The sequence below is a fragment of the Nocardioides endophyticus genome (assembly GCF_039543845.1).
GTDB classification, from domain to species: domain Bacteria; phylum Actinomycetota; class Actinomycetes; order Propionibacteriales; family Nocardioidaceae; genus Nocardioides; species Nocardioides endophyticus.
The window spans coordinates 185,185-206,295 of record NZ_BAABKN010000027.1; the positions used below are offsets into that span (position 1 = coordinate 185,185).

Here is a 21,111-nt window from a genome sequence, read left to right on the forward strand (position 1 = left end):
GCTCAGCGGTTGCCGAACTCGGGTGGCCGCTTCTCGAGGAACGCCGCGACGGCCTCGCGGTGGTCTGCGGTCAGCACTGCGGTGACCTGGGTCCGGTTCTCGAGGTCGAGTCCGGCAGCCTGGCTGCCGACCTCCAGCTGCGACCACATCACCTGCTTGGTCATCCGTACCCCGTAGGGACTGTTCGCCGCGATCGAGCGCGCGACGTCCAGCGCCGTCTCCTGCAGCCGGTCACGAGGGACGAGCCTGGACACCAGGCCGATCCGCTCGGCCTCCAGGGCCTCGACGAACCGACCGGTCAGCAAGAGCTCGAAGGCGCGTGAGGCACCGACCAACCGGGGCAGGATCCAGCTCACCCCGATGTCGCACGCAGACAGCCCGATCTTGACGAACGCCGCGTTGAAGCGGGCGTCATCCGAGCACACGCGGACATCGGCGGCGAGGGCGAGCGCGAATCCCCCGCCGGAGGCAGCCCCCTGGACCGCAGCCACGACTGGCATCCGGAGGGAGCGGAGCCGCGTGACCAGAGTGGCGATGTGCTCCTGGACCGACATCCAGTCGGCGACCGAGCCCGACCCGTCGCCGCCCGGCGCGATGCCGTGGCCGTGCAGGTGGGCGCCGGCGCAGAAGTGCTTGCCCGCCGCCGTCAGCACCACGACGCGAACGTCGGTGCGCTGGGCGAGTCCGGCGAGCACGTCGTGCAGGTCCTGGACGATCCCCGCCTCGAGGGCGTTGAAGCGCTCCGGCTCGTCGAGGCGCACCTCGATGACCCCGTCGCCGTGGTCGTCGGTCGTCACCGACGCACGCCGTCCGCCGCTCACGATCCCTCCAGCGAGGTGAACTCGTCGCCGCCGAGGAGTGCCCCGCCGTCGACGACCAGGACCTGGCCCGTCACCCACGACGAGACATCGGTGACGAGGTACTCCGCCGCTGCTGCGACGTCGGTCGGTTGCCCGAAACGGGGCACCGGCCATCCGCCGTACACAGCCTCGCCGTGCGCGACCAGCGGGGCCGAGAACCGGGTGTCGACGACCCCCGGGGCGACGCCGTTGACGCGGATCCGGGGGCCGAGCTCGACGGCCAGCTGGGCGGTCAGGTAGTCGAGCGCAGCCTTGCCCATCCCGTAGACGCCGGAGGGGCTGCCGGGGGTGCGAGCCAGGTTGGACGAGACCATCAGCACCGCGCCCGGGCCGGTGGCACCGAGCCCCTCCTCGACTGCCAGCTGCGTCCAGCGCAGCGGCGCCCAGAGGTTGACGTCGATGATCTTGGTCCAGCGGCCACGGTCTACCGTCGACGTGGGGCCGAAGTGCGGGTTGACCGCGGCATTGTTGACCAGCACGTCGAGTGATCCCCAACGCTCACGGGCCGCCGCGAGCACGGCGCGGGCGCCGTCCTCGTCGGACACGTGGAGGGCGACCCCGACGGCTGTCTCGCCCGAGGGGTCCAGTCGGGCCGCCGCTGCCTTCACGACGTCGGCGTTGCGCGCGGTCAGGACGACCCGGGCGCCGAGTCCGTGCAGTCGCTCGGCAACCGCCAGGCCGATCCCTCGCGAGGCGCCCGTGACGACCGCGACCCGTCCGGTCATGGTTGCCGCCACGGTGGGCGCGGCCTCCGTGGTGCTGGTCATCGCGCGCCCCTCGTCCTCGTTGACACCACCGTGTGGCATGCCTAGCATCGTAAAACAAATGCTGGTTGGTTACTAGGAGAGTGGCATGTCTGTGGAGACCTTCGACCACACGTCCGAAGACCATGCCCAGCGGTGGCGCGACATCTACGCGGCGGCGCGTGCCTCGACCCCGGTGATCCGGTCGGAGGAGCACGGCGGCTACTTCGTGCTGACGAAGCACGCTGACATCAGCGACGCGCTGCGCAACTTCAAGGCGTTCTCCTCCGAGCGCTCCTGGCACGACGATGGCACCGACAAGGGTCTCGGCGTCGCCATCCCGCATCAGCCGATCCGGGTGGGCATCCTCGAGATGGACCCTCCGGAGCACTTGAAGTACCGACGGCTGCTCACCCCCTGGTTCACCCGCCAAGCCATCGACCGAGGCCGCGGCCGGATCCAGCAGATCGCGACCTGGTCGATCGACCGGATCATCGACAAGGGCCAGTGCGACATCGTGACCGACCTGGCCGGCCCGTTCCAGGCGATTGTCATCCTCGACATCCTGGGCATCCCGCTCGAGCGGTGGGCGGCGTACGCCGATGTCGCGGACCGGATGGTCCGGCAGACGGAGGACCGGGGCGAAGGCGCCCTGTGGATGCGCGAGGACGTCCGGGCAGAGGTCACCCGGCAGCGCGCCGACCCCCAGCCGGGCCTGATCTCCGGCCTCAACCAGGCCGTCGTGGACGGCGAGCCGCTGAGCATCGACTGGGCCACCGAGCTGGTCAACATGCTGCTGCTGGGTGGCGAGGGCACGACCATCGCGACCATCGCGCACATGCTCAAGCACCTCTACGACCGACCCGAGGACCGGGCCCGTCTGGCAGGCGACCCGTCGATACTGCCGACGGCCGTCGACGAGATGATGCGCTTCCACAGTCCTTCCCCCGGTCTCGCCCGGACTGTGGTGACCCCGGTCGAGGTCGGAGGCCACACCTTCCAGCCCGGCGATCGGGTGCTGCTCTCCTACGCCTCAGGCAACCTCGACGAGGGCGTGTTCCCCGACGCGACCACGCCCGACCTGACCCGCAAGCCCAACCCCCATCTGGCGTTCGGGGGGGGCGTGCACCGCTGTCCCGGGGCATTGCTGGCGTCGGCCGTGGCGGAGATCTTCCTGGGCGAGCTGCTGCGCCGCATCCCCGAGTACGACGTCACCGAGGTCCGCGCCTACGACCGGATCCCGCTGACCAACGGCTACTTCTCGATGACGATGAGCTTCGACCCGGGTCGGCGCGAGAGCGGTGACGTTGGCGACCTACCCCACCTCGACGGCCCGAAGGTGCGTCCGGCCGGGTGACTGCCGAGCAGACGATCCCTGTCTTCGACCACCACTCCCCGGAGTTCGCCAGCGCATGGCCCGAGATCTACCGGGTCCTGCGCGAGCACGAGCCGGTCGCCAGGTCGCCGCGGCACGGTGGTTTCTGGACGGTGAGCCGCTACGACGACGTACGCCGGAGCCTGCAGGAGCCGGAGACCTTCGCGTCGGGACGCGAGCTGGAGATCAACGGCCGTACGGTCGGTGGCGCGACCGTGCCGGTCACCGCCTCCCGCTTGGGCATGATGGAGATGGACCCGCCGATCTCGCTGGCCTACCGTCGCCTGGTCACGCCCTACTTCTCGGCGCGGGCGGTGCGTGAGTACGCACCCCGCCTGCGAACCATCGTCGACTGGGCGCTCGACCGCAGCATCGAGTCCGGCCGAATGGACGTGGCCTCCGACCTCGGCGCGATGCTGCCGCCGCTGGTCATCGTCGACCTGTTGGGGCTACCGCTGGACCGGTGGTCGCACTATGCGAAGGCGCTCCATCACGGCGTCAGCCACCAGAAGGGGTCGGCCCGGGCCATCCTCGCCATCATGGCCGAGATGCGCGTGCTGGTCGGCGAGTGGCGTGCAGCCGGCGCCGGCCCACCCGGGGTGTGCACGGCGCTGCTCGAGGGAGAGGTCGACGGCGCCCCGATCGACGATGACCTGGTGGCCGAGCTCGTCTTCATGCTGCTCACCGGTGGCGTCGACACCACCAGCGCCGAGATCGGAAACATCGTCGAGCACCTCGACTTCGACCCCGAGCTTCGGCGGCATCTCGAGGACGACCCCTCCGCGATCCCGGGGGCCGTCGACGAGCTGCTACGCATCCACACGCCGGGCACCGGCGCGGCCCGCACCGTGGTGTCACCCACCAGCGTCGGCCGACAGGACCTGCTGCCGGGCGACCGCGTCTTCGTGGGCCTCGGTTCGGCCAACCGCGACCCTTCCGTGTTCCCCGATCCAGACAGGGTGGATCCGGGCCGGCCCAACGGCCATCAGCACGTGTCCTTCGGGCTGGGCGTGCACCGATGCGTCGGCGCGCACCTGGCGCGGGCCGAGCTCGTCGAGGTGGTCGAGGCACTGCTCCGCCGTACGCCGGACTTCTCGGTCGATCGCGACGGTCTGGTGGCTCGGTCGACCATCCCCCTGGTCAACGGCTGGACCGCGGTACCCGTGCGATTTACCCCGGGACCACGCGTCCTGGCCGGGTACGACGAAGCGCTGCCGGTGCCCAGCACCGGCAGCGCCTGATCGGACTCAGCCCCTGGTCAACGCAGGGCTGCGCGGGTCAGCCTCGTGTGGCCTTGAGTGCGCCGAGCGACGAGGACGTGGCCTCGAGCAACCCGATCGCCTCGTCCATCATCCGCTCGAGGAGGACCTTGGTCGGGACGATGTCGTGGATGGCGGCGGCTACCTGACCGGCGACCACGATGCCCTTGACCGTGTCGCCCTCCATCTGCGCGAGGTAGCCCCGGTCCTCCTTCCACTGGTTGAGCTCGTCCACGGAGATCCCAGTGGCCTTGATGGCGGGGAGCTCCTCGAGCAATGCCGCGTTCTTCAGTCCGCGGCTCGGTGCGTAGTAGCCCTGGTAGGTCATGTCCTGCCACTCACCCGAGTCGACGATGTACTGCTTGTAGTTCTGGTGCCACTCGTGCTCCGTGGTGGCGATGAAGCGCGTGCCCATGGCCACGCCGGCGCCGCCCATCGCGAGCACGGCCGCGAGGCCGTAGCCGTCGTGGATGCCGCCCGAGATGATCACGGGAATGTCGAGCTCCTTGATGACCTGGGGAGCAAGCACCATGGTCGAGACCGGGTTGAGGTGGGTGTGCCCACCCATCTCGAAGCCGGAGGCGATGACGACATCGACACCCGCTTCGGCGGCCTTGACCGCGTGCCGGACCGAGCCAGCCTTGTGGATGTGGATCAGGCCGGCTTCCTTGATCTGCTCCGTGAAGCCGCCGGGGAAACCGGCCGACGTCGTGATGGCGACGAAGTGGTCGCTGACGGGCCCGCCTGCGAGTTTCACCCGGATCGCCTCGTCGATGCAGTACGCCGACGACGGGATCATCTCGCCGCTGGCGAGCGTCCCCACGGGGACGTTGACGGCAAACGGACCCTCGGCGTTGACCGCGACCTGCTCCATCCGGTCTCGAAGCTTCTTGCGCAGCTCGACCTCGGGCGTCAACAGGCCGGGCGTCGACACCGACCCCAAGCCACCGGCGGCCGAGACCGCGGTCGCGAGCGAGGTCGTCGGAGACGGGCCCATGCCGTCCTGCATGATCGGGTACTTGGTCCCCAGCCGGTCACAGAGGCTCTGCCACACCGCGTCCACGTCGTTCCCCTTCAGTCATGAGATGTCGAGCCGGGCTCCGGCCGACCCCGGCAGCCTAACGTCATTTGATTAACGGGAACAAGAGTCCGGCAGTTACCGGCGTCACACGCTGGACCCTAGAATCCAACGCTGTTAGATTGATCGGACGCAGCCGAGATCGAGGTGGAGCATGAACGAACGTCGTGGCACGGTCCCCGAGCCCCGTCACTTCCGCGACGTCCTGGGACAGTTCCCCACCGGGGTCGCCGTCGTGACCGCACTCGACCCCGACGGCGCGCCCGTCGGGATGGCGGTCGGCTCCTTCAGCTCGGTCTCGCTCGACCCGCCACTCGTCGCCTTCATGCCGGCGCGCACGTCGAGCACGTACCCGGTGATCGCAGATGCGCCCCACTTCTGCGTGAGCATCCTCGGCGCCGACCAGGAAGAGGTCTGTCGCGCGATGGCGACCCGGGGAGCCGACAAGTTCTCCGAGATCGACTGGTTCCCGGCTCCGTCCGGCGCGCCCATCATCGCGGACTCCCTGGCCTGGATCGACTGCACTCCCGCCTGGACCCACGAGGCCGGCGACCACCTCATCGTCCTGGGCACCGTGGACCAGCTCGCCGAGCTGCGCCCCGGACCTCCGCTCGTCTTCTTCCGCGGGGGGTACGGCGGCTTCGCGACCGCGTCCCTGATGGCCGCCCCCGAGCGCGACATCGTCGAGCCGATCCGGCTGGCCGGTCGGGCCCGTTCGCTGATGGAGGACCTGGCCAAGGAGCTCGACCTCGAGTGCCTCGCGGTCGGGGCGGTCGGCGAGCAGTCGGTGTGCCTGGCGATCGCGGACTCCCCCAGCGCCGACTACATCCCGTCACGGGTCGGCTACCGCACGCCGTTCGTCTTCCCGGTCGGCTCGGTGTTCGTGGCATGGGATCCCGCGCGTACCGCTCTGTGGCTCCCCGCAGACGCCGCTCGCGCAGCCGGCGGCGAGGCCGCCCTCCGACGAGTCCGTGACCGGCGCTGGTCAGTCGCGACCGGTGACGACCACTACGACGACCTCGAGCGTGCTGTCGGCCAGCTGCTGATCCAGGGCCAGGACGACGACGGCTCTCTCGGCGGCGTGATGAACGCCTTGCGTGGTGAGCAGTTCGACCCTCCGCTCGAGCCGCACACGACCTACGACGTACGCATGCTCATGGCGCCCGTCTTCGGCCCTCACGGGGTCGAGCTCGGCATCGCCGTCCGTGGGTTCCGCAACCACCTCGACGGCGCCGAGATCGAGGCCATCGGCGCTCGCCTGATCGCTGCGGCCGACGAGGTCAGCCGGAAGATCGGTGGCGATGCCACTGTCGCAGCGCTCACCCCCTCCACGGAGCACTGACGTGCGTGTCGACACGTCCCTGCCGGTTCGCGGTGGCGCCGATCCCGCGTCGAGCGCCCGAGCGGCCGAGGAGGCGGGGTACGACGCCCTGTGGGCCAGCGAGATAGACCGCGACCCGTTCTTGCAGCTGGCCGTGGCCAGCACCTCGACCACTCGGATCCAGCTCGGGACCGGGATCGCCGTCGCCTTCGCCCGCAACCCGATGAACGTGGCGTCGATGGCCCACGATCTGCAGCGCCTGTCCAACGGTCGTTTCATGCTGGGGCTGGGGACCCAGGTCCGCGCCCACGTCACCCGGCGCTTCTCGATGCCCTGGACCCACCCGGCCGCCCGGATGCGCGAGTTCGTGCTGGCGCTGCACTCGATCTGGGGCGCGTGGGAGTCCGGCGACCGGCTTTCCTTCGCGGGCGAGTTCTACACGCACACCTTGATGTCACCGATGTTCACGCCCGACGACCACGGGCACGGCACCCCTCCGGTGGTCGTGGCAGCTGTCGGAGAGCTGATGACGGAGGTCGCCGGCGAGGTCGGAGACGGCCTCCTCTGCCACAGCTTCGTCACCGAGCACTACCTGCGGCAGCACGTGCTCACGGCCCTGGCCCGTGGCCGTGAGCGCTCTGCGCGACCGGACTTCCAGGTGGTGGGAGGACCGTTCGTCGCCACCGGCACGAGCCCCGCAGAGGTCGACGAGGCCGTCGCCGCCACTCGCAGCCAGATCGCCTTCTACGGCTCGACCCCGTCCTACCGCCCGGTCCTGGCGGCACACGGCTGGGGTGCCCTCGGCGACCGCCTCCACGAGCTGTCCCGGATCGGCGACTGGGCATCCATGGCGGCCGAGGTCTCCGACGACGTGCTGCACGAGTTCGCCGCGGTCGGCTCCCCTGAAGAGGTGGCCGAACTGCTCGTCGCACGATTCGGCGATGTGGTCGACCGGATCGCGATCGTCACGCCCTACACGCTCGGAGACGATGCCCGGGCGCGGGTCGCGGCCGGCGTGCGCTCCGCGTTGCCAGCGTGACCGTCGTCACCTAGACTAATGACGTTTGATTAATCCGACCCTCTGAGCCGAGGACCACATGACCGAGCCACGTCAGCCGGCGTACCACTTCGACAACACCGACCCGTCGCTCGCGCCCCACCTCTTCGACACGTTGAAGGCCGCCCAGGCGGACCACCCCGTGGCCTGGAGCGACGCGGTGGGCGGGTTCTGGATGCTGACGAAGTACGCCGACATCACGGCTGCCGCCAACGACTGGGAGTCCTACACCGTCGAGGAGGGTCACACGATCCCGATGACAGGGAAGTCGGTGATGCTCCCGCTGGCCGAGGTCGACCCACCGCTGCACACCACCTGGCGCAAGTTCCTGGTGCCCTACTTCACGCCCAAGAGCCTAGAGAAGTGGAAGCCACGGATCGCAGCCATCATCGAGGACGCCTTCGCCGACCTCGAGGCCACCGGGTCCGGCGACATCGTCCACGAGGTCGCTCACCGGGTGCCTACGTCGTCGATCTCCGCGATCCTCGGCTTCACCCAGGACTGGAACTACGTCTCCGACATCACGGAGGAGTGGATGGCCTCCGCCGGCGACACCGCTCACCCGGAGCGAGCCGCCATCGCGGCCGCAGCCGTGGAAGCCGTGGTCAAGGAGGAGATCACTCGTCGTCGCGGCAAGCCTGCCGAGGACGTGCTCGGCGAGATCATGGCCGCCGAGGTCGACGGCAAGCCGATCACCGACCAGGAGCTGCTGGGCCTCTGCATCGTCTTCATCGTGGCCGGTCACGGCACCACGGTCGACGGCATCAGCAACACCATCCACCGGATCCTCGTCGAGCCTGGTCTCTTCGCCGCCCTCAAGGCCGACCGCAGCACCTTGCCGAACGTCATCGACGAGTCCCTGCGGATCAACCCGCCGGTCTGGAACATGGGCCGCACGGCGCGCAAGGAGGTTGAGGTCCGCGGCGTGTCGATCACCCCCGGAGACAAGGTGATGCTGACCTTCGGAGCGGGCAACTACGACAGCGAGAAGTTCGCGGACCCCGACGTCTTCGACCCCGACCGCCCTGGCGTGCACGGCCATCTGACGTTCGGCTACGGCCGGCACCGCTGCATCGGCGAGACCTTGGCCAAGCTGGAGATCCGGCTCGTCGTCGAGCACCTGCTCGACCGCCTCCCCGACCTCGAGCTCGCAGGCCCGGCTGAACCCCGCAGCCACTTCTCGACGTACGGACTGAGCCAGCTGCCGGTGCGCAGAACGCGAGGCTGATCCGGCTCAGGGCCGGAGCACTCAGTCGCCGGCCCGCAGGTGCTGCTCCAGGATGGGCGGATCGTCCGAGGAGAACGCCTCGGGAAGGTAGTTCGCGGCGAACTCACGGGTGTCGTAGAAGTAGTCGCGAACCCAACGAACCAGCCCGTCCTCCACCTTGACGGTGCCCATCACCTTGAACGAATGCACGAGCGAGCCGTCGGCGTCATAGGCATCGTCGAGGCGCTCGGTGAGCACGTAGTCGCCGTCGGCGGCGATGTGCACCATCTCGAAGCGGAACTCACTGATGCCATGACTGCGGCGCGCCATCTCGAGGTCGTCGACGAGCGCCTGCCTGCTGCCCACCCGCGGCGGGTCGAAACCGCCGGACGCCCACCAGAGCTCCTCATGGCACAGCCGGAGTGCGGTCGCCTGCATGTCGTCGACGGTCGGCCCGAAGGTCGAGAAGAACTCGACGACGACGTCGAGCGGATCCCGAGCCATCAGTCGTTCTCGTGGTCGTAGCGGTACGCCGTAAGCGCAACTGGATCCTCGCCTGCGTGGAAGCGACGGGCCAGATCGTCGAAGTCGACGCTGTGGCCGACGGGGTGCCGCGCGAAGGCCTGCGACCTCAGGAACTGTGTCGCCTCCTCGTTGGTCGCGAAGCGATCGACCTGCAGCTCGGCCCGGTTGCCGTCGGGGTCGCAGTAGTAGGCCGACAGCGTCGGGCCGTGGTTGACCACCCAGCTCGCCTCGATCCCCTGGGCCCGGAGGCGCTCGTACGTCGCGACCAGGTCGCCCAGGGTCGCGTAGGTGAACGCGACGTGGTCGAGGCCGGCCGAGGTAGCCACCGGGTCCGCCACTTCCGGCGGGCAGACGATCGCGACCCGATGGTGCTCGTCATCGAAGGTGAGGAACGCGATGAAGTCGTTGCGGAACACGACGTCGGCCTCGAGAACGGTCGACCACCAGGCGAGCATCGGCTCGAGCTGCCGGGTGCGCAGCACGACGTGGGCGAGCCGGTCAGGCACCACCCGGGTGCGATCGGTGCCGTCCATCAGGCGGGAGTGAGGTCGGCAGTCCCCGGGAGCGAGTCCTCAGCGGTGCCGACGTACGCCTCGATGACGGCCGGGTGGGTGCGAACGACGTCGGGCGGAGAGGCCGCCAGCAGCTCCTTGCCCTGGGCCATGACCGTGATCTCGTCGCACACGGAGAGGACCATCTCGAGGTTGTGCTCGACCAGCAGGATGGCGATCCCCCAGTCGTCGGCGAGCCGGCGGATGAGATGGGCGAGCTCGCGAGCCTCGTCGTCGTCCAGACCCGAGGCTGGTTCGTCGAGCAGCAGCACCGACGGGGCCGATGCGACCGCCCGGGCGATGGCGACCAGCCGGCGACGGCCGAAGGGGAGGGACTCGGGGAGCTGGTCCCAGTCACGGTCGAGGTCGAACTCCTGAGCCGCAACGATGGCTGCCGGGCTCAGCTTGACCGGACCTGGCCAGAAGAGGTCGGTGACGTAACGGTGCCACGACGACTCGTCGCTGCCGACCGCGAGGTTCTCGCGAACAGTCAGGTCGTCGAAGAGCTCACCGCTCTGGAAGGAGCGGGCGACGCCGCGTCGAGCACGCTTGCGCGCCCCGAGGCGACTGACCTCCACACCTTCCACCTCGACGGAGCCTGTGGACTTGACGAAGCCCGTGACCGCGTCGATGAACGTGGTCTTGCCGGCCCCGTTGGGGCCGATCAGGCCGTGCACGGTGCCGGGACGGACGGTGAGGTTCATCTCGGACACCGCCACCACTCCCCCGAAGCGGACGGTCAGGTCCCGGACGGTCAGGGTGCGCGCCACCACCGGTTCAGCCTTGACCCGCTCGCGCTCGGGTGCGGCGGCGATCGGGCCGGGGACCTCGGCGGCGCCCCGGCGCGCGCGGAGCTTGTTGCGCACGGCGACACCCAGCTGCCGGTTCTGCTCGAAGATGCCGTCGGAGCCCATGACGAGGACCAGCAGCACGGAGATCGCGCCGATCAGCGGCATGTACTCATCGGCGGTTCCCCACTGGCTGAGGAAGCGAGACAGGATGCTGTTGTCGAAGAGCGTCGAGCCGATCAGCGGACCGACCAGCATCCCGACTCCGCCCACGACGGTCGCGGTCACGAAGGCGATCGAGCTGAAGACGTCGAAACGCGCGAAGACGACCCGGTCGTTCATGAACGCCAAGGCGCTGACGCCGACCGCCGCGATCCCCGCCGACAGCATGAACGCGTAGAGCTTGGCGGTGTAGACACTCACGCCGAGGGCGAGGGCCGCGCGTTCGTTCGACCGGACCGCGAGCAGCCTCCGACCGGCGACGCCGCGACGGAGGTTCGCCACCGCGAGCACCAGGAGGAGCAGCGCCACGATGGCAACGACGGCATAGCGGCGCGGGTGGTCACCGGGAGCGATGTCGATGCCGAGGATCGACGGCGACTTGATCGGGATCCCGTCGATGCTGCCGACGAGCTTGGTGTTGGAGAGGAAGAGCGCATACATCGTGACGCCGAGGCCGAGTGTGGTCACTGCCAGGTTGACACCGCGGGTCCGGAGCGCCGGCGCGCCGAGCACCGCACCGATCAGCATCGCCGACACGACGCCGAGGAGGAACGCCGGGGCGAACGGCGTTCCCTGGGTCTCCATGAGCTTGGCTGCGACGAAGGCGCCCATGGCCCCGATGACGTACTGCGCGAGCGAGAGCTGTCCGGCGTACCCCGTGACGACCAGCACCGACAGGCAGACGATCGCCATCGTGACGGTGGCGGTGAAGGCGATCACCCAGGTGTCACTCAGCACCAGCGCGATAGCCAGGGCGACGACGAACAGGACGAGGGTCGGAATGATGCGGATCTTGCCGGTGCCGACCTTGGGCAGCCGGTCGAAGATATGGCTGCGCTGGGGGATGCCGCGACCACGGAGGACGAGGTAGCAGATGACGGCCAGGAACGGCAGTGCCTGTGGCCAGCCGGTCCACCAGTCGTGCTCGGCGACCTGCATGGTCAGCACAGACTGGGCGGAGCCGATCCCGAGGGCTGCCACGAAGGCGAGGGGGTACGACGAGAACCCACCCAGAAGCGCGGCTGCCAGCGCGGGCAGCACCAGTGCGGTGAGCTGGTTGGGCTCGAGGAAGGTGATCTGCGCGATCAGCGCACCCGTCAGTCCGGCCAGGCCGGCGCCGACACCCCAGTTGAGGGCAGCGATGAGGTCCGGAGAGTGGCCCATGGAGGCGGCGGCCTGCTCGTTCTCCGAGACGGCGGCCGTGATCTGGCCGAACTTCGTGAAGCGGTAGACCGCCCACAGCAGGAGCGTGACGACGGCGCCGATGCCGAAGAGGATGATGCGGTCCTGGGTGATCGTCGCGCCGAAGACATCGACCGCGTCGCGCGGCAGGATCGTCTCGACCCCGAGCAGGCTGTGCTTGTAGCGCAGAACAGCGATGGACTGCAGCAGCGAGAGCACTCCCAAGGTGGCTACCGTGCGAGCCAGCGGCGAGGAGTTGCGAAGGGGCCGCATCAGGAGGAAGTGCGTGAGCACCCCGACCGCCGCGGCCAACGCAACGACGCCCACGAGGGCGACGGCGGTGGGCTGCATGTGAACGGTCGTGAGCTCGTAGTACGTGTAGCCGCCGACGAGAACGAAGGCTCCCTGAGCGAAGTTGACGACCCCGGAGGCGCGGTAGATGAGGACGATGCCCTGGGCGCACATCGCGTACAGGGCGCCGATGCCGAGCCCCAGGAGGGCGAACCGGAAGATCTCCACGGAGGGGCTCCTTGGTCAGTGTTGGGTCAAATCGGTGGAGCGTGGCCGGCCGGGACCCCACTGATGGGGACCCGGCCGGTCATGGTCAGCAGTAGGACTGGAAGTCCCCGGTGTTCGCGGTGATCTCGCCGTCCTTGAGGGTGCCGACGATGAAGTTGGTGTTCAGCAGCTTCGGGAAGTCGGGGTCACAGCCGGTGCCGGCTCCGACGAACGGACCGAAGGTGCCGGCCTCGACCGGCTCCGTCAGAGCGTCCATCTGCTTGATCACATCGGCGCCCGTGAACGAGTCAGCCTTCGCCATCACGGTCGCGAACAGGTCGACGCCCGACCACCCCAGGGTTCCGTTCTCGTCCATGTCGGTGTCCGAGGGGGCGTAGTTCGCGATGTCGTCCTTGTACTGCTGGATCTTCTCGCTGGAGTCGGTCAAGAACCTGCCGCGGCCGATCACGTGGATGCCGTCACCCGCGGCGCCGAGCGCCTTGATGCCGGAGGGAGTCAGGTCCGGGGAGATCGTGTAGAGCTCACCGGTGTAGCCCGACTGGCGGACCGCCTGCATGAGCGGGACGACGGCCTCGGAGGTGCCTGAGAAGAGGATCGCCTCGGGGTCGTCCTTGGTCAGCGTCGCGGCCTCCGCCGAACGGTCACCACCCGTGGGGGCGTGCGCCAGGGACTCCGTGATGTCCACGTTCCCGGCTTCGAGGCCGGCCGTCATCAGGTCACCGGAGAACTTGCCGGCATCGGTGTCGGTGAAGGTGATCGCCACCTTCTTCAGGCCGTCGCTCACCGCGGTGGCGGCGAGGCCCTTGAACCAGTTGATGTTGTTGCCGAACGTGTAGCCGTACTCGTAGCCGAGCTCGGCTGGGACGAGGCCCTGCGTGCCCACCATCGGGATCTTCGCGGCCGCCAGTGCACTCAGGTCGCTCGCGAACAGCACGGTCGAGCCCGTGATGGCCGAGACCTTCTCCTTGATGGCCTGGTCGAAGCAGGCACCCTCCTGGTTGGGGTCCAGGTTGCTGTCGCACTGGATCAGCGTGAGCGGGTGGCCGTTGATGCCGCCGCTGTCGTTGATGTAGTCCACCTTCGCCTGCGCCGCCGCGAACTGCTGCGACTGGGTGAGGACCGGGTTGCTCTTGACCGCGATCGTCATGATCTTGATCTCGGAACCCGTGGGCTTGGCGGCGGTGGGCTTGGGGGCACTCGCGCTGTCAGCGTCGCTGCCGCCGTCGCTCCCGCAGGCGACAAGGGTGGTGGCCGCGAGCGCGAGGGCGACAGCGGCGCCGATTCGTGAACCGAACGTCATGATGTTCCTCTACTTCTCTTCAGGTGGTTCCGGCCCCCAGGATTGGGATTCGGCAGTTGACGCGGCAGCCCCGAACACTGCGCAGGTGGTCGGATCAGAGGTAGGCGGCCGCAAGCTCCGCCACACTGTTCTCGTCGGCCGCGCCTGAGCCCGCCAGCGCGCCGTGCTGGAGCAGGTACCAGCGGTCAGCCACGCTGAGGGCCCGTTGGACCTGTTGCTCGACCAGAAGCACGGCGGCGCCGGTCTCGGTGGCGGCCTCGCGCAAGGCGCGAAGCAATGCGGCAACGACGATCGGAGCCAGGCCCAGCGACAGCTCGTCGACGAGCATCAGGCTCGGCCGCGACGCCAGGCATCGTGCCAACGTGAGCATCTGCTGCTCACCACCGGACAAGAGTCCGGCCGGGCGACGCAGCAAGGGCTGCAGCTGCGGAAACAGCCGGAGAGCTTCGCTAACAGGTCCACGACCAAGGCCGAGGTTCTCCTTGACCGAGAGCTTGCTGATGATCGAGCGCTCCTCGGGGATGAAGCCCATGCCGGATCGCACACGTCGGTACAGCGGTGCCGTGGCGACCTTGCCGTTGTGGCGGACCTCGCCGGCCAGTGGCTTGAGTGATCCCGCCAGCGTCAGCAGCGTCGTGGTCTTCCCAGCTCCGTTGGGGCCGAGGAGGGCGACTATCTCGCCGGGGTGGACGACCATGTCGAGTCCGCGCACTGCGGCGAGGTCGCCGTATCCAGCTGTCAGGCCACGCGCCTCGAGGATCGGGGCAGGGGCGGCGATCGTCGTGTCTGCCGGTGTGGCCACGGTGGTCATCAGTCGGATCTCCTTGTCGGACGCTGCTAACCAAAGGGTGCTTGGTTCAACGGAACCTAACGCTGTTGGGTCTGTGAGTCAAGTCACAGTTCGGACAGAGTTCGACCCCCGTTCCTGGCGCTGCCGAAAACGGGGGTCGAGGACGGATCGAGGTGGGTCTACATGCGTGCGAGTGCCCCTTCGGGACAGCTGGTGATCGCCTCGAGAACGTCCGGCACGAGTGCCTCATCGACGTCGGCGATCAGCAGCAGCACCTTGCCCTCGTCGTTCACGTCGAAGACGTCAGGCGCGAGCAGGGAGCAACGACCGTGCCCCTGGCACCGGTCGACGTCAGCCGTGATCTGCATGGTGGTCCTCTCAGTCAGTCGATGCGGTCGAACTCGATGTCGACCGCGTGAAGGGCGTTGCTCTGGCCCGGCGCCCAGGCGATCTCGGCAGTCGGAGCCAGGCGGATGTTCTTGACCCGCTTAAGCAGCTCTTCGAACCCGATCTCCAGCTGCATCCGAGCCATGTTGGAGCCCACGCACCGGTGCACGCCCATGCCGAACGCCGCGTGCCCGCTGCGGGCCTCGTCAAAGACGAGTGACTCCGGGTCCCGGAACTTCTCCGGGTCTCGATTGGCGGCGTCGAAGCGCGCCTGCACACGCTCGCCCTTCTTGATCAGCACGCCGTTGAGCTCCACGTCGCGGGTGGCAACCCGCGCCATCGCGGCGACGGGAGAGTCGAGCCGGAGGAACTCGTCCATGTCGCGACGCACCCACGCGGGATCGCGGAGTCGGTCCTCGAGACCAGGGTTCTGGGTCAGCCGGTAGGTGATGTTGCCGATCGCTGCCCGAGTCGTGTCCAGACCGCCCATGACGAAGATGCCCAGGCAACCGATCTGCTTCTCGATGCCGATGGGCTCGCCGTTGATCCGTCCGTTGATGAGCCGCGAGATGAGACCGTCACCGGTCACGCCGCGCGCCTTGGCGCGCTCGAGGTAGTCGGTGCACATGGCGAACAGGGCCGCGTACACCTCGGCGGACGGGTGCTCGGCGACGTCCAGGGCGAGCGACTGTGCGGCCGCGAGCTCCTCGTCGCTGAGGTCGTTGAAGATCACCTTGGTCAGCATCTTGCCGATGTAGGGCCCGGCGTAGCCGTTGAGGATCTCCACCCGGCCGTTGTCGATCCAGCCGTCGATCAGCTCGCGCGCGGTGTCGTGCATGGGCTGCTCGAAGGGCGCGAGAGCCGAGCGTGAGAACAGCGGGTTCAGCAGCTTGCGGAGTTCGTTCTGGAACGGCGGGTCGTCGTCGATCGGGGCCAACGAGGGCAGGCCTGTGGGAACGAGCGGCGACTCGGTCGATGAGAACGTCTGCCAGTCCTCCATGACCCGTCGGACGTCCTGGTAACGGGTGAGCACCCAGAAGCCGCCGTTGCCGTCGGTGCGGGCGACAGGGGCCTGTTCCCGCGCCCAGTCGAAGATCTCCCACTTCACCAGGGAATCAGCCTCGCTGAAGAGGTCGAAGTGGCTGAGCTTGTAGGAGAAGTCCGATGCTGTCTGGTCGTCCTGCGTGGTGGTCATGTCGGTCTCCAGGTCCGTCGGTGGTCAGAACTCGTTGACGATGACGCCGCGGATGTTCTTGCCCGCGAGCATGTCGGCGTACCCCTCGTTGATCTGGTCGAGGGAGTAGGTGCGGGTGACCAGCTCGTCGAGCTGGAGCTTTCCGGACTTGTAGAGCGAGGCAAGCTTGGGGATGTCGGCGCGGGGGTTGCAGCCGCCGTAGACCGTGCCAAGCAGGGACTTCTCGAACAGCGAGAACATCTGCATCCCCAGCTTGGGGCTGTCATCCACGTTGCGTGCCATGCCGGTCAGCACGGCACGGCCACCCTTCGACACCAGGTCCATGAACGGCTGGATCATCCAGCCCTCGACGATCCCGACCGTGCAGACGCCGACGTCGGCCATCACGCCCCGGGTGATCTCCTGGAGCAGGGGGACCGCCTCCTCCATGGACGATGCCGTGTGGGTGGCCCCGAGGATCTTGGCCTGGTCGGTCTTGAAGGTCACCGGGTCGATCGCGACGATGTTCTCTGCGCCGCACATCCGGGCGCCCTGGACGGCATTGGCGCCAATTCCGCCGATACCGACGACGACAACCGTCTCACCGGGCTTGACCTCGCCGATGTTGACCGCGGAGCCCCAGCCGGTGGGGACTCCACAGCCGAGCAGGCAGGCGACCTCGAAGGGGATGTCCTGGTCGATCTTCACGATCGAGCTCTCATGGACCACGGTGCGCTCGCTGAACGTGCCGACCAGGGACAGCGTGCCGACGTCCTTGCCCTGCGCGTGAGCACGGTAGCCGCCGCTGATCATGGAGCCCTCCATCAGGAAGGCGCCGAAGTCGCAGAGGTTGGAGCGGCCGATTGCGCACCACTGGCAGCGACCGCACGCCGGCAGGAACGAGAACACCACGTGGTCGCCGACGGCGAGGTTCTCGATGCCCGGGCCGACCGCCTCGATGACACCCGCCCCCTCGTGGCCTCCGATCGTCGGCAGTGCGGCGTATCCGTCGCCCAGCCGGACGTGGTCGTCCGAGTGACACATGCCGGCCGCCTCGATCCGGACGAGGACCTCCTGGTGCTGCGGTGCGTCGAGCTCGATCTCCTCGACGCTCCACGGCTGGCCCGTTCCCCACAGGATCGCTGCCTTGGACTTCATGTGCGTGACTCCCCTCACATCGTTTGGTTGGCTTAATGCAACGGCTTTTGATTACTGCTGTCAAGAGGCAGCACGGATCGCGTCGCGAGGCTTTACCGCAGAGTGGCGCCGGCGTCGACCGGGAAGTAGCTCCCGGTCACCATCTTCGACTCGTCGGAGGCGAGGAAGACCATCATGTCGGTGATGTCAGAGGCCTCGACCAGGTCGACAGGGATCGGGTTGTTGAGGGCGAGCAGGTCCTGCTCCGTCGCGTCTGCGAAGTGGGACTCGATCATGTCGTTCTCGACCATGGGCGTGCGAACGCCGGTGGGGTGCACGGTGTTGACGCGGATCCGGTGCTCGGCGAGGACGCTCGCGTAGTTGCGGGCGAGGTTGACCACGGCCGCCTTGGCTGCGGAGTAGCCGAGCACGCCCAGGGTGCGTCCCTCGAGGGTGCGCATCATCGGCCGCAGGGCGGCCATCGACGAGGTGATCACGATCGACCCGCCCTCGGCCTGCTCCACCAGCCGCGGCCACGCGAGCTCGATCGTGTGCATCTGTCCGGTGAGCAGCACGTCGACTGCAGCGTTCCAGGCAGCCATCGAGTCCGAGGTGGGTCCATAGCTCGGCATTACGCCGGCGTTGCAGATGACGGTGTCCAGGCGACCGAGCTCGTCGACGCCGCGGTTGAGCACAGCGGCCATCGCCGCGCGGTCGCGTACGTCGGCGACGTCCGCGACGATGCGACGACCGGTCTTCTCGACCATGTTGATGGTCTCGTCGAGGTCCTCGCGGTTGGCCATCGGGTACTCCACGCCCGGCACCTGGGCGCAGATGTCGACGCCGATGATGTCAGCGCCCTCCTCCGCGAACCGGACTGCGTGTGAGCGGCCCTGTCCCCGTGCAACTCCGGTGATGAAGGCGACCTTGCCCTCGAGTCGTCCTGCCATGGTGATACTCCTTCTGGGTGAGGTGTGTGGGCGGGCCGGCTCAGCCGACGATGACGGTCTTGTAGCGCAGGTACTCGTCGAGACCGGCGCGGCCGCCCTCCTTGCCGTAGCCGCTGACGCCCTGGCCGCCGTACGGCATGTGGGGACCGAGAACGTAGGCGCCGTTGACGGCAACGTTGGACGACCTGATCTGCTCGGCCATCCGGTGGATGCGCTGGCTGTCGCGGGTCTCGATGTACGTCGCCAGGCCGTACTGCGTGCGGTTGGCGAACGCGATGGCGTCCTCCTCGTCGCTGAACCGGTTGACCAGCAGCACCGGTCCGAAGATCTCCACCTGCGAGATCTCGGAGTCGGGATCCGGGTCGGCGACGATCGTCGGCTCGACGAACGGCTTGCCTGCGAGCGCTCCCCCGGCCAGCCCGCCGCCCGTGGTGATCCGACCGGCACCGTCCTGCTGCGCCCGGGCGAGCATCGCCGCTATCCGGTCGGCCGCGCCCTGGTTGATGACCGGGCCGACGGTGGTCTCCGCGTCCCAGGGGTCGCCCATCCGGTAGCCCTCGGCGATGGCGGTCACCCGCTCGACGACCTCGTCGAAGATGTCGTCGTGCACGACCAGGCGCGTCGGGCACGCGCAACCTTGGCCGGAGACGGTGCCGATCACTCCGGCGACGGCGCGCTGCAGGACGTCCTCGAGATCCTCGACGTCGGGGAAGACGATGTTGGCCGACTTTCCGCCGAGCTCGAGGACGGCGGGCTTCATCTGGTCGGCGCACGCAGCGAGGATGTGGCGGGCGGCGTCGGGGCCTCCGGTGAAGCTGATCAGCTCCACGTCCTCGTGCCGCACCAGCGCGTCCCCGGCCTCGCGCGCCCCGGGAAGCATGGCCAGCACGCCGTCCGGGAGTCCGGCCTCGCGGGCCAGCCGGGCGTAGAGGTCGGCGGCGTACGGCGTGAACTCGGACGGCTTGACGACCACGCAGTTCCCGGCCGCCAGGGCGGCGGGGACCTTCATGCCGAGGGAGAGCATCGGCCCGTTCCAGGTGATGATGACGCCGACCACTCCGATCGGCTGCGGCATCGTGTAGGCCAGCGCGCCGCGGGTGTCCGGGGTCGAGATCAGCTCACCGCTGATCTTGTCGGCCCAGCCGGCGTAGTAGCGAGTCCAGGCCAGCGCCATGTCGACGATGTACTGGGCCGGCCCGAACGGCGTACCGCAGTCCAGGACGGCCAGCTCGGCGAACTCGGTGCGATGCTCCTCGATCAGGTCCGCAAGCCGGAGCAGCACATCGCGACGCGCCTCTGGAGCCCAGCGACGCCAGCCGTCCGACGCCTCCTTGGCCGCCTTGACGGCCAGGTCGACCTCCTCCTTGCCCGCGAGCGGGAAGGTGCTCAGCAGCGTGCCCTCGAAGGGGTGCAGGTGGTCGTAGCGTCCCCCGGAGCCCTCCTCGAGCTCCTGGTCGGCGAAACGAATCTTGACGTCGGGAACGGTGGTGCGTGCCATGGATGCCTCCGGGGTGCGTGATGCGGACGTAGGACGGGTCAGTGGTCCAGGACGCGGACGAAGCTGCGTAGGTCCTGGACCACGAGGTCTGGCTCCTCGAGGGCGGCGAAATGACCGCCCCGGTCGTGCTCGGCCCAGAAGACGACGTTGTTGCTGCGCTCGACCAGCGAGCGGATGGGCACGGACATCTCCTTCGGATGGATGCCGCAGCCGGTGGGCGTGGCGTTGAACTCCCCCACTCGGTCCTCCCCGGCCTGGGCCTCCTCGTGGTAGAGCCGGCCGGCCGAGTTCCCGGTGTTGGTGAACCAGTACATCGAGACATTGGTGAGGAAGGTGTCGACGTCGACTGCCTCGTCGGGCGAGTCCTGCCAGTCCGTCCAGGCAGCGAACTTCTCGACCATCCAGGCCAGCAGGGAGACCGGCGAGTCGCTCCAGCCGTAGCCCAGCGTCTGCGGTCGTTCGGAGAGAAGGTGGAAGTAGCCGATCGAGAATCCTCGCGACAGGTAGTCGTCGAGGACGACCCTCTCCTCCGGCGTGAGCTCGTCGATCCCCTCGCTCCCCGAGAACGGCGGCGAGCAGAAGAACGTCGTGAGGTGCACGCCTCGGACCCGTTCGGGGGCCTGCATGGCGATGTCGCGGGCGATCCGCTCTCCCCAGTCGCCGCCGTGCACGACGAACGTGTCATGACCCAGCTCGCTCATCAGAGTGGTCAGCGCCCGAGCGACCCGCTTGGAGCCCCACCCCGTGTCAGGAACGGGGCCGGAGAACGTGTAGCCCGGGAGCGACGGCAGGACGACGTGGAAGGCCGGGTCGTCGGCGCTACCGCCGTACGCCTCGGGATCGGTGAGTGGCCCGACGGTGTCGAGGTACTCCAGGTAGGAACCCGGCCAGCCGTGCACCAACAGCAGGGGCTGCGCGTCGGGACGGGGAGACCGAACCGCGACGTGGTGGACAGTGGTGCCGTCGATCGTCGTGACGAGCTGCGGCCAGGTGTTGAGCCGCTTCTCGGCGGCCCTCCAGTCGAAGCCGTCCCGCCAGTACGCCGCAAGCTCCTGCACCCGTGACAGCGGGGCGCCCGACGTCCAGCCGACACCGGGCAGCATGTCGGGCCAGCGGGTGGCGTCGAGGCGGTGGTGCAGGTCGTCGATGTCGGCCTGTCCGATGTCGACGGTGAACTCGTGGCTCATG

At 68.5% G+C, this 21,111-nt stretch carries 19 protein-coding genes; 5 read left to right on the forward strand and 14 right to left on the reverse strand.

The features are described from left to right. Nucleotides 1-2: 2 nt before the first annotated feature. Both ABEA33_RS21420 and ABEA33_RS21425 read right to left on the reverse strand, forming a co-directional pair. Nucleotides 3-821, reverse strand: a complete 819-nt coding sequence (locus ABEA33_RS21420; RefSeq protein WP_345529058.1) for an enoyl-CoA hydratase/isomerase family protein — start codon at nt 819-821, stop codon at nt 3-5. Next, nucleotides 818-1,666, reverse strand: coding sequence for an SDR family oxidoreductase (locus tag ABEA33_RS21425; protein WP_345529059.1), 849 nt, complete (start codon nt 1,664-1,666; stop codon nt 818-820). The genes ABEA33_RS21420 and ABEA33_RS21425 overlap by 4 nt, the downstream gene beginning before the upstream one ends. Nucleotides 1,667-1,712: 46 nt before the next feature. Between ABEA33_RS21425 and ABEA33_RS21430 the strand changes: the two genes are divergently transcribed. Both ABEA33_RS21430 and ABEA33_RS21435 read left to right on the forward strand, forming a co-directional pair. Continuing rightward, nucleotides 1,713-2,960 carry a cytochrome P450 gene (locus tag ABEA33_RS21430; RefSeq protein WP_345529061.1) on the forward strand — a complete coding sequence of 416 codons (1,248 nt, stop codon included), beginning with the start codon at nt 1,713-1,715 and terminating at the stop codon, nt 2,958-2,960. Next, entirely contained in the window at nt 2,957-4,219 is a 1,263-nt protein-coding gene (locus ABEA33_RS21435; RefSeq protein ID WP_345529062.1) for a cytochrome P450, read from the forward strand. Before ABEA33_RS21430 ends, ABEA33_RS21435 begins: the two co-directional genes overlap by 4 nt. Before the next feature lie 37 nt (nt 4,220-4,256). On the opposite strand, the gene ABEA33_RS21440 is transcribed toward ABEA33_RS21435, so the two are convergent. Then, the gene (locus ABEA33_RS21440; protein ID WP_345529063.1) at nt 4,257-5,300 is read right to left on the reverse strand and encodes an NAD(P)H-dependent flavin oxidoreductase; all 1,044 of its coding nucleotides are present in this window, start codon (nt 5,298-5,300) and stop codon (nt 4,257-4,259) included. 169 nt (nt 5,301-5,469) lie between these two features. Here ABEA33_RS21440 and ABEA33_RS21445 point away from each other — a divergent pair, with 169 nt between their 5' ends. The 3 genes from ABEA33_RS21445 to ABEA33_RS21455 are packed head-to-tail and all read left to right on the forward strand — an operon-like array spanning nt 5,470 to nt 8,921. Then, nucleotides 5,470-6,657: a flavin reductase gene (locus ABEA33_RS21445; RefSeq protein WP_345529064.1), complete on the forward strand. Its 1,188-nt coding sequence runs from the start codon at nt 5,470-5,472 to the stop codon at nt 6,655-6,657. Between the two features lies 1 nt (nt 6,658). Next, nucleotides 6,659-7,675 (forward strand): TIGR03617 family F420-dependent LLM class oxidoreductase, encoded by a 1,017-nt coding sequence (locus ABEA33_RS21450; protein ID WP_345529065.1) that lies wholly within the window; start codon nt 6,659-6,661, stop codon nt 7,673-7,675. 58 nt (nt 7,676-7,733) lie between these two features. Continuing rightward, nucleotides 7,734-8,921: a cytochrome P450 gene (locus tag ABEA33_RS21455; protein WP_345529066.1), complete on the forward strand. Its 1,188-nt coding sequence runs from the start codon at nt 7,734-7,736 to the stop codon at nt 8,919-8,921. A gap of 21 nt (nt 8,922-8,942) precedes the next feature. Here the strand turns inward: ABEA33_RS21455 and ABEA33_RS21460 are convergent, their stop codons facing one another. The 11 genes from ABEA33_RS21460 to ABEA33_RS21510 all read right to left on the reverse strand — a co-directional run bounded on the left by ABEA33_RS21460 (nt 8,943) and on the right by ABEA33_RS21510 (nt 21,110). After that, nucleotides 8,943-9,404: a limonene-1,2-epoxide hydrolase family protein gene (locus tag ABEA33_RS21460; RefSeq protein ID WP_345529069.1), complete on the reverse strand. Its 462-nt coding sequence runs from the start codon at nt 9,402-9,404 to the stop codon at nt 8,943-8,945. Then, nucleotides 9,404-9,958 (reverse strand): VOC family protein, encoded by a 555-nt coding sequence (locus ABEA33_RS21465; RefSeq protein ID WP_345529070.1) that lies wholly within the window; start codon nt 9,956-9,958, stop codon nt 9,404-9,406. The genes ABEA33_RS21460 and ABEA33_RS21465 overlap by 1 nt, the downstream gene beginning before the upstream one ends. Then, nucleotides 9,958-12,687 (reverse strand): ABC transporter permease subunit, encoded by a 2,730-nt coding sequence (locus ABEA33_RS21470; RefSeq protein ID WP_345529071.1) that lies wholly within the window; start codon nt 12,685-12,687, stop codon nt 9,958-9,960. Before ABEA33_RS21470 ends, ABEA33_RS21465 begins: the two co-directional genes overlap by 1 nt. Before the next feature lie 85 nt (nt 12,688-12,772). After that, nucleotides 12,773-13,987: an ABC transporter substrate-binding protein gene (locus ABEA33_RS21475; protein ID WP_345529072.1), complete on the reverse strand. Its 1,215-nt coding sequence runs from the start codon at nt 13,985-13,987 to the stop codon at nt 12,773-12,775. Between the two features lie 94 nt (nt 13,988-14,081). Further along, on the reverse strand, nt 14,082-14,798 hold the full coding sequence (locus ABEA33_RS21480) for an ABC transporter ATP-binding protein (RefSeq protein ID WP_345529073.1): 717 nt from the start codon (nt 14,796-14,798) through the stop codon (nt 14,082-14,084). A 158-nt stretch (nt 14,799-14,956) separates the two neighbouring features. Then, a complete protein-coding gene (locus ABEA33_RS21485) occupies nt 14,957-15,145 on the reverse strand; it encodes a ferredoxin (RefSeq protein ID WP_345529074.1) in 189 nt (62 codons plus the stop codon). A gap of 14 nt (nt 15,146-15,159) precedes the next feature. After that, nucleotides 15,160-16,359 carry a cytochrome P450 gene (locus ABEA33_RS21490; RefSeq protein WP_345529076.1) on the reverse strand — a complete coding sequence of 400 codons (1,200 nt, stop codon included), beginning with the start codon at nt 16,357-16,359 and terminating at the stop codon, nt 15,160-15,162. A 24-nt stretch (nt 16,360-16,383) separates the two neighbouring features. Continuing rightward, nucleotides 16,384-17,496, reverse strand: a complete 1,113-nt coding sequence (locus tag ABEA33_RS21495; RefSeq protein ID WP_345529077.1) for an NDMA-dependent alcohol dehydrogenase — start codon at nt 17,494-17,496, stop codon at nt 16,384-16,386. A gap of 92 nt (nt 17,497-17,588) precedes the next feature. Further along, on the reverse strand, nt 17,589-18,425 hold the full coding sequence (locus tag ABEA33_RS21500) for a mycofactocin-coupled SDR family oxidoreductase (protein ID WP_345529078.1): 837 nt from the start codon (nt 18,423-18,425) through the stop codon (nt 17,589-17,591). A 40-nt stretch (nt 18,426-18,465) separates the two neighbouring features. Then, on the reverse strand, nt 18,466-19,923 hold the full coding sequence (locus ABEA33_RS21505; protein ID WP_345529079.1) for an aldehyde dehydrogenase family protein: 1,458 nt from the start codon (nt 19,921-19,923) through the stop codon (nt 18,466-18,468). A 38-nt stretch (nt 19,924-19,961) separates the two neighbouring features. Next, nucleotides 19,962-21,110: an epoxide hydrolase family protein gene (locus tag ABEA33_RS21510; RefSeq protein WP_345529080.1), complete on the reverse strand. Its 1,149-nt coding sequence runs from the start codon at nt 21,108-21,110 to the stop codon at nt 19,962-19,964. Nucleotide 21,111: the final 1 nt, after the last annotated feature.